Raw genomic sequence first — 13,431 nt, forward strand, 5'->3', positions numbered from 1 at the left:
CTACTTTCCGCCTATCATTTGATGGACATTCGACAACCAACCTGGCGCATTTAGGTTAAAGGACTTCAACAAGTTAAGATCAAAGCCACGGAAGAAGCCGGATAGGACAAACAGCAGAATCGCTGCGGCCAAAATGGACTTCGTAATCCGCGTCCAGCCGAGTTCGTCGACTCCTTTTCCGATTAAAATGCCCAGCACCACGCCGGGCACCGCATTACCCATGATCATTGCGGACAATCCGCCAAAAACGGTGCCGAATAATCCGGAGCGGCGGCCGGCATCGATGGCAGCCAGCCAGAAAAGAATCGGCATGATCAGATTGATCAGTTGATTGGCAGCCGGTACCAGCACCTTAACCGCCGTTACCTGCAACGATTCCGGAATCGAGCTGGAAGTGACATTCAGGAACACCACGACCACTGCGCCGACAATGGCACCGGCAATCCCCATTTTCTTCGGGTTATGCATGGTCTGTTCGACATTGCGATTCTTCATCAACAAGCCTGCTGCTGCCCAGTTCGGAATCACACGGTGGGTAATATCCTGGGTAAACGCGCCGGCACCAACCGTTGATGCCCAAGCATTGAAGAAGAACCCAAGTCCGAAGCTAAAATGCGAAGCCGGATCGCCTTCTGCCGCATTCATTTCCCCCAAGGTACGGAATGCGCCCAAGGCTTGGGTTTTCGGTGCTGTAAACATCCGCGCTGCCCCAACGCCTGCCGCAAAACCTACCAGTCCACCAATAATGATCGACTGGAATAAGATTGTTAATATTGGCAATTCATTTCACACCCTTCAACATATTTTTCAAATTTGGCAATGAAAGTGCATCCGGTGACGGCGTCGTGACATCTTTAAACGTCAAAGCATCAAGATCAATCGCACTCACGGCAACCGTCACGGCCAGCGTAACCGCATAAGTCGTTCGCGTCCGCTTGAAAAAGAAGAACAGGAACTTCTCGGTATAACTGGATTTAACTAACTTAAGCGGCTCAACTTTTTCCGGAATAATCCGTAAAATGGCTTCATCTCCGTTGCCAACCAGTTGCTTTTGAATGCTGCTAAAAGCGGCGGCAAATGCCTGTTGTTTGGTTTCGCCTTTGCCGGAAACGGTGACCACCTGACGTTTGATTTCATTCACGACCGTCATCTTTACTCACTCCCTAAGCTTCCGGATACTTCTTGTTCCACGCCTCGACCAAGGCCTTCCCCAATGCTTCCTGATCCATAAATCCGAAGCCAAGAACCTTGGTGCCTTCTTCAATTGCGGTCACGCCTTCTTGAATCGAACGCATACCGTGACGTTCCGGCCAGCCAAATTGCGTATGCGCGGTGATGGCGCCGGCACCACCGGAACCACAGAAACTGATGCCCATGTCTGCTTTTTCTTTGTCCATGACCTGGCCCAAACGCATATCGGCGCCCATGCCCGGTACGACAACAGCGGTACCGCCAGCGGCCTCGACACCTTTTGCAACGTTTTGACCTTTACCCATTCGATCTGCAATAACAACTTTAACCATGGTTGAATCCTCCTATATTTTGTTCTGTGCTGCTTCAAAATGAATCGATAAAATATACTTCTCGGCGACGGCCAAATGCCCGATGTGCCGAACAACCTGATCCGCCAAGTCAAGCGACTTTTGGGAAACATCGGCAAACATTTGCGGATCGACCGCTGGGAGTTGTTCACCAGACTGAGAACGGTTCAGCATTTCGATTAAGTGATTCGTGAGCACCTGTAGCTGAACATCGGTAAATCGAATCTCCGCGGCTGCCGCTAGTCCAATGACATAACGAACCAGCGCTTCCGCCGCCAGAGCATCATTGCTTTGTTGGATCATCGTTTGAACTTCTTCCGGTAATTCATCGTTGGCTTCCAGTGGTGTCATCCCCTTTCTAAGATGTTGCGTGACTTAGGCTCAAATATTCCAGAATCGCATGCACCTCAGCCCGATTAATCGCCAGTCCATGATCCGAAAAGACATGCTCGACGGTTCCGACCAGCTTCGGATCATCATGATTCGGCTTGCCTTGATACTGTCTGTTAAACATGATGCGTTGCACCGCCAGAAAAACGTGCATCATGAACGCATCCCCATAATACGGATCAATTTTGGTCGGCAACTGCAGCTTGAGTTCCGAATAGATGCTGAACATGGTCAAAATCGTCTGCTGCGTCTGCTGTTCCAGATTGGGCTTCGGTTTGATCGGTACGACGGGATGCTGCGATTTGATTTGTGCCAGCGGTACCTGTAATTTTTTGGCGACCGCCTGGCGAATCGCGGCAATGTCGGTGGCATTAGGCAATGGTTGCACTTCGATCACCTGAACATCCACATTTTTGAGTGGAAAAACGCTGATGACCAATTCCGGTTGTTCACGTGCGATCAAGGCCCGCGCATCGTCAATGGAAGCAAAGCCGACTAGTTCAATGTTTGGAATGGCCGAAGCGATTCGTTGCTGAATCAGATTGGTAATCCCGATGCCCGTCGCACAGACGTAAGCAACCCGCACCGTTCGCATTTGACTGTCGCGATTCAGCGAGACCATGAAATGCAACGCAATGAAAGAAACAAACGCCTCGCTCAACACGGCTTGATCATTGGCCAATTCCTTATTGACGGTTTTTTCAATAGCCGCAAACAAGCCCGGATATTCTTGCTTAATGTCTTGCGTGAATGGACTATATTCCAGAAGCTGACTGTGCTTGCCTAAAGACTGGCTCAGGTGCAGGTACAAATTCTCCTGCAACTGACTGTCATGACTGAAATCATGATCAACCAACGCGCCAACCGCCAAAATGATGCGATGCGTCATCGCCACCAGATTGTGATCCTGAGCAGCCGGCTGGTCGTGATCACGCTGGCCAAGGTAATATGCGATATCATCTGTCAGCGCCGGCAGATTATAAAAGGCTAGCGTGTTCATGATCAGCTTGTCAGTAAAGTTTTGCTTGGCCTGGGACTGAGCAACGCGATGATAACTATTCACCAATTGATTAAAACCTTGGCGAATCACACCGATCGTCAACCGAATGATCGTCGCAATCAGTTCGCTCGGATCCGGCATGTGTGCTTCCGTTTTGCCCAAGCGAATGGCTTCTTTCAAAATCGTATTAAACGCGTGGTCAAACGTTGCCTCGCCGGTTAAAATCACTGCCCGTTTCGGCTCGGTTTTGGTGCTCAGGCTATCAACCAATTCCGCCATGAGCGTCTTCCGATTCAGCTGCTGGGTAATCAACTGTTCCAGCAAGCGGCGAATGTCCAATTCAGTGCCATTGAGCTTATAGCCATAGTAGTTTTTACTGGTCAGCTTCACGTTGAACTGCTGCAGATAAACCGCCAGCTTCTTAAGATCATTGTTGACGGTTGTCTGGCTGACATTCACCCGCGCTTGAAACTGTTGCTGGGTCGTGTAATCACCGGTTTGCGCAAGAATCAAAATCATGCGGATGATGCGCTCATTTGGTGCTAAATAATGATCGGCAATTTGTTCGTCGATTTTCTCACGCAAGGCCGCTCTGGCAGCATCACCGGCTTCAATCCAAATCCCTTTGCGCGGCGCACTCTTTAACGCCGAGCCCTTCGCCGCCAGCCAATCACGAATATCGGCCAAATCATACTTCACGGTCCGGACGCTGACCCCTGCCGATTCAGCTAATTGCTTAGCGGTCACCGTCCCTTCGGCATTCAACAACTGCAAAACAAGTTGTCGCTGCCGGCTACTCAATGTCATCTGTTCACCCCCTTTGCTGTTAATGTCTATCATTACTGTAAAGCGCTTTCTCAAACGAAACAACAGGAAATGTTTGCACGATTAATCGTGCAAGAATATGTGATCGGGTCAACAAAAAATTGATTGGTCTGTTCCATTTATGAAAGTGGCTGTCTGATTATGGTTCAGCAGTTTATTATTAAGATGCTTATAAAACGGCATTTAACCGGCGTATAACAGGCTGGCGGAATTGTCTTTGTTTTGGAACATTAAAAATTGGCAGCTTTGTTGGTTTCACAATGCGACCATTCAATTCGTGCAAAATTTCTGCTTTAATTTTATAAAATAACAAGTAGTTGTTAATGTTTGGTTTATCAAAGATGATAACGCCATTCGCTTTCCCATATGATTCGGCCATTTAGACTTGATGCTGGCACGCAAAAAGCGCCATGGAGTCCGAACTACTCGGAACTCCATGGCGCTTTCTTATGCTTTACAGGTGCTTAATCCTTTTTCTCTTAACGCATCCGTCTATACTTCAGACACCCGTTTTTTGATCCAGCTGCCGGCCTTCTTCATTGAAGACCCTGATGGCATCATCTGCTGCAGCATTAGTCATCAACTGTTGGAAAATATCATAGCTGATCGTAACGTTTTCCGCGCCAGCTTTAATCGCCGCCATCACCTGTGAGGCATTTTTAAAACTTGCACCCATTATTTTAATGTGCGTGTCGGTCTTCTGGTAAAAAGCGTGAGTCTCGGCAATCATGCGATATGGATCAATGTCAAGTTGCTCCATGCGGTTCACGTACGGCGCAATGTAGTCACAGTCAACCACGCATGCCATGAAACCTTGGCGAACGGAATAAACGGCCGTGCCTAATAGACACTCATCCGGTTTTTCAGAGCGGATTGTCGAAATCGTTCTGTATCCCGGTTCAAATAATGGCACCTTAAACGCCATTCGCGTGTCGTCAGTGTCTGGAAAACGCTTGCGTAATTCGTGATAATCTGCCAGTAATTCTGCTTCAGTATCTCCTACCAACTGGACAAAAAGAACACCCGGTTTTAACGCCCGAATCTGAGTCAATTGTTCAAATCGTGGATTGCCTTCTTTTAGAAGTAGCTTGGGATTTGTGGTAACGCCCTCAAATTGGTTAAATCCCAACATTTCCTTAATTTGTGCGAGATTGGCTGTATCAATGAACATGGCCTAGACCCCCTTCATAATTTTGATGACAGTGCCCACGTCTAGTTGTGGATATGGTTTGGATTCCAAATAAAGCGACCCGGCAAGCTCAGGAGTGGTTGAGCCATCAAATACCACTGCTGTGTGGCCGAGGTTGCCTAGATTTGTATTCACCTCATCACCAACTGCCGTAATGGTATAAGCCTGATCGCCAAATACCATCACGTCCCCCGCCTGGATCGGTTCCAGAATTTTGGTGACTTGAATGATGAAGCAAGACGAGCGCAACGCATCCGGCGCCTCATCACCGAAAAGAATAGCCATGTTAATATCTTTGAACCCCCGCGCGTCTGAACCAACCTCAAGAATCTTTGTTTCATATTTTGTTTTTTCTGCTACTGACGACACTATCCTCACCTCTCAAAAGTACTGCTTACTTTGCATACAGCCCGAAACTTGCTAGCCATGCAACGACAACTCGTGGTACACCATTTAGGAAGCGCGAATACAAAACGGAAACAACCCCGACTTCAACCGTTTTTGAATCCGCTTCTTCAAGTCCTAATCCAACCGGAATAAAGTCCGCCGCGTTCTGCGTATTGATCGCAAACAAGGCTGGCAGCGCATACTGTGGCTGAATGTTGCCACGACCAATTTCGACCCCGATAAGCGTGCCGATAACTTGGGCAATGACCGCGCCGGGACCAAGAATTGGTGATAAGAATGGCAATGAGCAGATAAAGCCAATCGCAATCAGGCCAAAAACATTGCCAGCTAACGGCGTCATTAATTTGGCAAACCAGTTACCTAAACCTGATCCTTGAATAATCCCAATTAACAAGGCAACAAAGGCCATGAATGGAATAACGGTATTCAACATCGTTTGAACTGAGTCTTTAGCAGCCTGGTTAAAAGTTGCGATTACTTTCCCAGCGCCAATGCCGATTCGCGCGATTAAGTTAGGTTTTTTCATTTGCGCCGTAATCGTCTTGTTGGTATCAAACTTGGCTTCGCGGGCTTCAGCGGCCGCTTCGTCTGCCTTTGCTTCTGACGTGGTATTCGTCGAAGAAGGTGCGGCGGTTGATTCAGCAGTGGCTTCCTGTTGCTTACCTGCTTCGCCGCGTTGATCAAGCGGCACGCCGTTCAGGGACTGATCAGGAACAGCATCATCAGGCAATGCCGTAATCTGATCGACATCAACGTTTGAAACATACAATTTCGGCACAATATACTTTGCCAACGGACCGGACTTTCCAGTCGGTAAAACATTAATCGTTAAAATATTTTTCTTTGGATAAATGCCGCAACGTAATGTACCGCCGCAGTCAATGATTGCTAATGCTGTTTCGTCTTCAGGGATGGACGTTTTGAATCCGTCTACGGCCTCCATCCCGGTTAATTCCGCAATCTTATCGACGATGGCGGGGCGGTTGCCACCGGTTACATAGATAAATTTATGCTTCTGTTCGGTCGGTGTGATCGTCAATGGACCGCCATAACCACCTGATCCTTTGACCACTTGAATGCTATGCCATTTTTGTTCGGCCATAATTCATAGAGCCTCCTTGATTTGAAAGTGCTATTGTAATTGCCACGTTTATGCTCTCGTTGACAAGTCAACCGTCTTGCTGAGCGTAATTCCGGTTTGCTTAGATACATAGGCTGTTGTGAAATCAGTGACCCAACCGCCGATAAAGTTCATAACAATACCGACCAACATGTAGCGAATGGCAAGATCCATTTGATTTAGACCAAGCTTCTGCACGCCTTGCGCAATCCCCAACCAAACAAATAATTCACCTGGATTGATGTGGGGAAAGACGCCATTGCTGGTGTGGCAAAACTGTGCTTGGGCCGCGTAATAACTTGGCTTGTAATATTCTGGCAAGAAGCGAGCCAGTGTAAAGCACATCGGATTACCCAACATAAATGCTGCTAAAAACGGTAAAACCAGATAGCGCATCAACACATTACGGCTAGCCTTTTGCGCAAACCGTTCGATACGCGCTTCCCCAATGAACGCAATAATTGTATTCATCAGAACCAACAGCAGCAAAACCACTGGCACAATGCTGGTCATCCAGCTGATAAACGTCTTTCCGCCGGTTTGAAACAGCTTCATAAATCCAGCGGCAAAATCTGAAATATATTGCATGATGTCATCCCCCTAAATTATCTTTCTTGAATACATGCGTCAGCGTCTGCGGAACCGTTTTCATTTTCATGCTAATTTCGCTAAAAATCGGCAACGAAAACATGCTGACGCGACTCGTGTCAAAGTCTTCAAAACTGAGATTGTTCGTTTTGTAATTCACATAATTGCGATACGCGTTGAGAAAACATTCCCGTTCGGTGCGACTCAGCTTATGCAATGCCGCGTAATCAGCACCAACCTCAGCAACCGATTCGCCATCGAACCGGTCAACCTCGCGAAACCGACTGAAAACCGTGAGTCCCTTCATAATCCGAATTTCCTGAATCCGATCATCGTGATCCAGTCCGATTAACATCAAGCTGCCTTGCCGAAACCGCCGCGGATTTTTGCCGATCAACACACGACCGCCTTGGCGCACCTCGTGGTAGTTATGAGCAAAGTTGCGAATTTGAAAATAACCCATCAAAGCCTGCAACAAAAATGCTGCGGCAACGAAAATACCAAGTATCAAAACATTCATTTTATAAGCCCTCCGTCACAACGGTTAAAGGATCGTGGCTATCGGAAATCTTGCGTAGATTTGCCATTGCAGTTTCATTTACTGCCAGCAAAAAGAGTAAGTCATAAAGCATCGATAAATCTTCCAAGGCCTTCTTACCTAACACGCGGGGAATACCGATCACAAAAATATAACTCACAGACTTCCCGCCAATCGTCATCGCATGCGTCAACACACTCAGATGCAAAAACAGGCGATTTTGATCAATGTCAGCGATGGCATGTGGAATGGCCGCACCATTATCCAACACAAATTTCGTTGTGGATTCATGTTGAATCAAGCGATCAATAAACCCGGCGTCGACCAAGCCAGCTTCACTATCAGCCTGCAACGTTGCCCGTAAAACAGCTTCATAAGATTGATTCGGTTTATTCGCATACGTCTGCGCCCGCCAGATAATCCGCCCGGCATCAATTTCATGTTGCACCGCCGAAGCCCGCACCTTAGTTTCCAACACTCGATCGCGGAAAATATCGCCCATCATCACCACCGGAATCTTCAGCCGGAATGCCAGCGGCCGATCGGTAAAAACCATGATTAGTTGATCCTGATGCGTCAAAATATCCGCTTCATCCTGAAAAGTGCGAATGCTCACCTTGGATTCAAACATCGTATCCAGTTGATTTTGTAAATAACGCAAAACACTTTGCCCCATGCTGGAAAAGAATCCGACCTGTGGCTGATCCGGCGACACACTATCCGCATGCTGCAGTGCCATTTCAAAGTAAACCGTCAGATAATTAATCTCGACATCAGCAATGTGAATCCCTAGAATTTCTTCCAACTTGTCAATCATTACCATCGCCATGTCCGCCGCCAGCTGAAACCGTTGCAACATTTTATTGGTTAGATAATCAGACGGGGAAATGTGAAAAATGCCGCGATTAATCAAAAAGATTAGATGATACTTGGTTGCTTGATAAAACTGCTCATAATCGATTTTGGCATCGACCAAATTGCGGATCTCGTCAGCAACCTGATCGAAAATCACTTTGTTAGCCTCGACTTTTTGCTTTAACTTTTCTGATGACAGCAATTTGTTGGCATAAAGGTTAAATGGAAAAGCCAGGAAATTGTATTCTTCTTGAGTAAACGTCACGTGACAACGATCTTCAATATCTTCAATAATGTTAATGAACAACGGCGATGCTTCCATCAAGTTCGTATAGTATCGACTGATACCGCTGAGTTTATAATGATGTTGTTTGAGAAACACAACAATTTGCATCACCTTTTCAAAGATCTGAGTCGTACTTGTTTTGATTTTGGCTGCATTCAAACGATCAATGACGACTGCCACCAGTGTTTGGTCACTGAACAACCGCGCCTGCACATAATCAAACAACCGATTATAAATCAGCATCGTTAAATCAACGGTCGACCCAACCCGAAGTTTGATCCCACGACTGGTGGCACTTTCAATACTGAGATCATAAGGCTTCAACCACACACGACATGCTGCTAAATCCTTTAACAAGGTTCCGCGGCTTACCGTTAGTTGATCGGCAATGTCGTCCATCGGTACAAACTCACGCTCTTGAATCAGCCGAAACAAGATTTCTGCCTGCCGCTTTTGCTTGTCGTTATTGTCAATATTTTGTTTGAAGACGCCTGATTGAATCAGCGAAAACTTGCGGTAATTTAAAATATGCAAGAAATAACCGTTTTTGTTGATGCGGATTTCCGCTGCGTCTCCTAGTGACTCGCCTAGTTCATGAATATATTTTTGCATCGTTCGGGTTGAAACATTTTCGCTTTCAGCCAATTCATCTAAACTGGAGGTGCCATTTGCCAGAAGATAGCGCAAAAGTCGATAATCCAAACTATTCAATCAGGTTGACCTCCTCCTAACAAATGCTTACCCTCTGGATTTGCCACCTGCCACATTGGTTGTCACACCGGTAATATAACTGGCGCGATTAGACAGGAAGTAGTTAACCAAATCAGCTACTTCACTCAGTTTGCCACTACGCCCAAGTGGGGTGGTTGAAGTGGAACTATAACCTGCCCGAATCGCTTCAACTGTCGTGTCCCGAGTGTAAGCCAAGGCTTCCTCATAGCTAGGTGTTCGTAACCCCGTTGCCTCCATAATGCCCGGCGCAACACCAACCACGCGAATATGATACTTACCTAGTTCTTTCGCCCAAGAACGGGTGAATCCGTTAATCGCACCTTTGCTGGCAGCATAAACACTTTGGCCAACAGAACCTTCCAAGCCTGCTTCAGACGACATGTTCACTACCACGCCATGGCCTTGCTTGATCATCCGCCGCACCACTGCCTGCGAGACCAGAAATACACTTTTGACATTGACACTGAAGATTTGTTCGAATGTCGGCACATCCAACTCGTATTTGCCATGCGGCGTTTTAGGATCAACCAGTACCCGCGGTTTATTAATGCCAGCATTATTGACAACGCCCCAAATCTCGCCGTTGATCTTTTCGGCAGTTGCTGCGAGCTTCTCAACTTCAGCCGGGTCAGTCACGTCGGTCGCAACATAAGTCAGTTTCGGATCTTTGAAGTCGCCTTCCTTAAGGTCGCCATTGACGACGTTAGCCCCGTTGTGAATCAGCTCCTCAACAATGGCAGCGCCAATTCCTGACGAACCGCCTGTCACAACAACCGTCTTACCGTCCAAGCCTAACCAATCAGTCATAAATATCGCTCCTTTTCATCTTTCGATACTCATGGTAGCGGTTACTTGGGCCCGGCTTAATCCAGTGATTTTCCGTTGTGGATGAAAAATCGTGCACCATGGCAGGTGGCATTGTGTGTTAGGTTATGTAGGAACACTGGTATAGAGGTTTTTCAACTTGTTAGAAGTCGCCATTCATCAACTAAGGCCATTTACCATACCACTTTTGCGCCAATAAAAAGAACCGGCCAAAGTGGGTGATTCCCCATCTTGACCGGTTCTCCTTTTAACTTTTATAAAACTAACTAACCCACCTATGCCTTCGCCGCATGCTCCTGCGACTTCGCGCCATCCTGTCCATAGTAAGCATTGGCGCCGTGCTTGCGATAATAGTGTTTGTCCAATAAATATTGCGGCAAGTGGGCGTCGTGGTGCGTCAGTGTCAGCGCGTGATAATCAATCTCCGCGACTACTTCCAAGACCTTTGCGTTATAAACTGCTTTGGCCGGCGTCGCACCCCAGCTGAATGGTCCATGCTGGCTTACCAGCACTGCTGGCACTGCCTTGTAATCGAGTCCGCGATCGTGGAATGTCTTCACAATCACTTTGCCAGTATTCTCTTCGTAGGCGTCCTCGATTTCCTGCTGACTCAAGGCTTCGGAAACCGGGATATTCCCATAAAAAGTGTCCGCCGCTGTGGTATTAAGATTGGGTACGTCCATATGCGCCGAGGCAAAGGCGACGGCCCATGGCGAATGAGTGTGCACAATGCCGCCAATATCCGGAAAAGCATTGTATAAAACCGTGTGGGTGGGCGTGTCGCTTGATGGATTCAGCGCGCCTTCCACTACCTCGCCATCTAAGTTAACGACGACCATGTCTGCCGGCTTTAAGTCTTCATAAGCAACGCCAGACGGTTTGATCACGAATAAGCCGCGTTCCCGATCAATACCGGAAACATTGCCCCACGTGAAGGTGACGAGATTCAATTTTGGCAGCTGCATATTGGCTTCATAAACGTCTTGTTTTAATTGTTCGAGCATGATGATTGCCTCCTTTGTCATGAATTCATTTTGGCTCGGTTCGTTCTGAAAACGTTTTTACATTGGGAAACTCTGATATAATAAGCATTAACCACGTAAAGTTGGAAAGGGAGTTAATTATGCTTAAAGCCATCGCACTTGATATGGATAACACGTTACTTAACAGCAAGAAGGAACTCAGCGTCACGAATCGCGACGTACTTCGTTACCTGAATCGTAAAGGCATCCGCATTATTCTTTGCTCAGGCCGGCCGTTTGCCACGCTGAAACCATTCTTGGAGGAACTGCATGTCACCAAAAATGACGATGTCTGCGTCTGCTTCAATGGCGGCTTGGTTCGGCTGGTTCGCGAACATACCGTGATTAAAGAAACGGCTTTGACCAAGGAACAAGTCAAACCGGTGTATGATCTGGTTAAGGAAAATGGCTTCAAGCTGGACATTGTCGGTGAAGATAAAGTTTATTCACTGACCGAGTTTGGTAAATCGAGTTATCAGACGCTGATTCCTAAGCTGATGCCGTTTACAGACACGACCTTTGATAAGGTTCCGGCTAAGTTGCCGATTTTCAAGGTTGTGATCGCCGGTGAGCCTGACATGGTCGATGCCGCCGCAACTGCTGCAAAATCGCTGAAGAATCTCAACGTCGCCCGTTCACGCCGAACATTGCTAGAAATCATGCCGGAAAACGTCAACAAGATGAACGGCTTAAAAGCAGCACTCAACTTCTACCGCATTCCGCGTGAGCAGCTCGCCGCTTTTGGCGATGAAGAAAACGACAAGGACATGATCGAATACGCTGGCATCGGTGTCGCCATGGGCAATGCCATCCCGTCGATTAAGAAAATTGCGGACATTACTGTGCCGTCCAATGACGATGATGGGGTCGCAAGTTATTTAGTCGATTACTTCCAGATCAGCCCAACTGCAATTCGGTTATAAGAATAGATTGAGTTGGCAGCCGGCAGCTTGGGTCGGCTGCTTTTTATGTGAGCGTGAACCGGCGCGCTTAGGAGCCGGAGTGTAAGTGGCCTTGGGCGTGATGGCGCCCTTTGCCATTGCGACCAAGGTCCTTACACGCAGGCTCCTGCGCCGGTGAGCGCGTTATGGAAAGCGAAGTAAGCCCCTTTTTAAGACCGCACATTTGCCTCGCTCACAGGTTCCTGCGTCAAGCCGACTTGAGCAAATAGCTTATCAAAAAACACTTTCGCTTGTTTCACTTCCTTAATCGGATCGGCGGCTTTTTCAGTCCACATTTCAATCGTGAACGCGCCACCGTAATGAAGGCGCTTGAGGGTGCGCAGGCAGCCGGCGAAGTCGACAACCCCATCCCCAAACGGCACATCGCGAAACTTGCCGGGATGATTTGCCGTAACGGCCTGAGTATCTTTCAGATGAACGGATGCAATATTGGCAATGCCCAGCTCCAGTTCGCAGCCAACATTGTTTTCCGGCCACGCTGACAAATTGCCGACATCGGGATAGGCCTGTAACCAAGGACTATGAATTTGATCCTTGAGTGCCTGGATTTTCGTTAACGAATTCAAAAACGGATCGTCCATCGTCTCAATCGCAAGGGTGACTTCCTTAGTCGCTGCGTACGCCACGCCGCGTTGCAGATTTTCAATAAAACATTCGCGGGACATGATCGTTTTGGGTTCGTAGTAAACATCATAGCCGGCCAGCTGCACGTTGCGGATGCCCAGATCGCTGGCCAAATCAATCGCTTTAACTAACATGTCACAACTTTTCTGCTGCACTGCCGGATCGGCCGAGCCCAACGGATACCGCCGATGACCGCTTAACATCAGCGTATGAATCCGCACGCCGGTCTGCCAACACGCATCGCGAACAGCCGCCCGCTCGTCCTTGGTCCAATCTAGACGCGCCAACCGCTCATCGCTTTCATCAATCGACAATTCTAAAAAGTTAAACCCCAAGTCCCGCACCAGTTGCAATCGTGTCAACCAAGAATCGGTCTTAGGCAGTGCCTTTTCATAAATTCCCAATGAGTTCAAAAATTTCCCTCCTTGACGCGATTTTTGGCAACAAAAAACTGGCGAGACCTCCTGAGTCCGTTGCCCATTCAACCAGTTTTTCAGGCTGGATCGGCCAGGCGACAGGCCTTCGC

The 13,431-nt window shown here is 47.7% G+C and carries 15 protein-coding genes; 1 reads left to right on the plus strand and 14 read right to left on the minus strand.

Annotated features, from left to right (window positions below; genetic code table 11):
* The 13 genes from LACSTY_RS13535 to LACSTY_RS13595 all read right to left on the minus strand — a co-directional run bounded on the left by LACSTY_RS13535 (window position 1) and on the right by LACSTY_RS13595 (window position 11,301).
* Window positions 1-780 carry a DUF4311 domain-containing protein gene (locus tag LACSTY_RS13535; protein WP_049169341.1) on the minus strand — a complete coding sequence of 260 codons (780 nt, stop codon included), beginning with the start codon at window positions 778-780 and terminating at the stop codon, window positions 1-3.
* A 1-nt stretch (window position 781) separates the two neighbouring features.
* Window positions 782-1,150 carry a DUF4312 family protein gene (locus LACSTY_RS13540; protein WP_087913024.1) on the minus strand — a complete coding sequence of 123 codons (369 nt, stop codon included), beginning with the start codon at window positions 1,148-1,150 and terminating at the stop codon, window positions 782-784.
* 13 nt (window positions 1,151-1,163) lie between these two features.
* Entirely contained in the window at window positions 1,164-1,523 is a 360-nt protein-coding gene (locus LACSTY_RS13545; RefSeq protein WP_049169339.1) for an SFCGS family glycine-rich protein, read from the minus strand.
* 12 nt (window positions 1,524-1,535) lie between these two features.
* Entirely contained in the window at window positions 1,536-1,892 is a 357-nt protein-coding gene (locus tag LACSTY_RS13550; RefSeq protein WP_087913025.1) for a transcriptional regulator, read from the minus strand.
* 7 nt (window positions 1,893-1,899) lie between these two features.
* Window positions 1,900-3,738: a BglG family transcription antiterminator gene (locus tag LACSTY_RS13555; RefSeq protein ID WP_087913026.1), complete on the minus strand. Its 1,839-nt coding sequence runs from the start codon at window positions 3,736-3,738 to the stop codon at window positions 1,900-1,902.
* A 517-nt stretch (window positions 3,739-4,255) separates the two neighbouring features.
* Window positions 4,256-4,927, minus strand: a complete 672-nt coding sequence (locus LACSTY_RS13560; protein WP_087913028.1) for a transaldolase family protein — start codon at window positions 4,925-4,927, stop codon at window positions 4,256-4,258.
* Between the two features lie 3 nt (window positions 4,928-4,930).
* Window positions 4,931-5,314, minus strand: a complete 384-nt coding sequence (locus tag LACSTY_RS13565) for a PTS glucitol/sorbitol transporter subunit IIA (protein ID WP_087913029.1) — start codon at window positions 5,312-5,314, stop codon at window positions 4,931-4,933.
* 25 nt (window positions 5,315-5,339) lie between these two features.
* Window positions 5,340-6,455 carry a PTS glucitol/sorbitol transporter subunit IIB gene (gene srlE, locus LACSTY_RS13570; protein WP_087913030.1) on the minus strand — a complete coding sequence of 372 codons (1,116 nt, stop codon included), beginning with the start codon at window positions 6,453-6,455 and terminating at the stop codon, window positions 5,340-5,342.
* Window positions 6,456-6,503: 48 nt separating this feature from the next.
* Window positions 6,504-7,061 (minus strand): PTS glucitol/sorbitol transporter subunit IIC, encoded by a 558-nt coding sequence (srlA, locus tag LACSTY_RS13575; RefSeq protein WP_047106950.1) that lies wholly within the window; start codon window positions 7,059-7,061, stop codon window positions 6,504-6,506.
* A 4-nt stretch (window positions 7,062-7,065) separates the two neighbouring features.
* Window positions 7,066-7,581, minus strand: coding sequence for a transcriptional regulator GutM (locus LACSTY_RS13580; protein ID WP_087913031.1), 516 nt, complete (start codon window positions 7,579-7,581; stop codon window positions 7,066-7,068).
* Between the two features lies 1 nt (window position 7,582).
* Complete coding sequence (locus LACSTY_RS13585; RefSeq protein ID WP_087913032.1) at window positions 7,583-9,451, minus strand: HTH domain-containing protein; 1,869 nt, start codon at window positions 9,449-9,451, stop codon at window positions 7,583-7,585.
* A gap of 27 nt (window positions 9,452-9,478) precedes the next feature.
* Window positions 9,479-10,279: an SDR family oxidoreductase gene (locus LACSTY_RS13590; RefSeq protein ID WP_087913033.1), complete on the minus strand. Its 801-nt coding sequence runs from the start codon at window positions 10,277-10,279 to the stop codon at window positions 9,479-9,481.
* 293 nt (window positions 10,280-10,572) lie between these two features.
* On the minus strand, window positions 10,573-11,301 hold the full coding sequence (locus tag LACSTY_RS13595) for an L-ribulose-5-phosphate 4-epimerase (RefSeq protein WP_049169337.1): 729 nt from the start codon (window positions 11,299-11,301) through the stop codon (window positions 10,573-10,575).
* 119 nt (window positions 11,302-11,420) lie between these two features.
* Here LACSTY_RS13595 and LACSTY_RS13600 point away from each other — a divergent pair, with 119 nt between their 5' ends.
* Window positions 11,421-12,242 (plus strand): Cof-type HAD-IIB family hydrolase, encoded by an 822-nt coding sequence (locus tag LACSTY_RS13600; RefSeq protein WP_049169336.1) that lies wholly within the window; start codon window positions 11,421-11,423, stop codon window positions 12,240-12,242.
* Window positions 12,243-12,430: 188 nt separating this feature from the next.
* On the opposite strand, the gene LACSTY_RS13605 is transcribed toward LACSTY_RS13600, so the two are convergent.
* Window positions 12,431-13,318: an L-ribulose-5-phosphate 3-epimerase gene (locus LACSTY_RS13605; protein WP_087913034.1), complete on the minus strand. Its 888-nt coding sequence runs from the start codon at window positions 13,316-13,318 to the stop codon at window positions 12,431-12,433.
* Between the last annotated feature and the right edge of the window lie 113 nt (window positions 13,319-13,431).

The sequence above is a fragment of the Lacticaseibacillus styriensis genome (assembly GCF_030770295.1).
Taxonomy (GTDB): Bacteria; Bacillota; Bacilli; order Lactobacillales; family Lactobacillaceae; genus Lacticaseibacillus; species Lacticaseibacillus casei.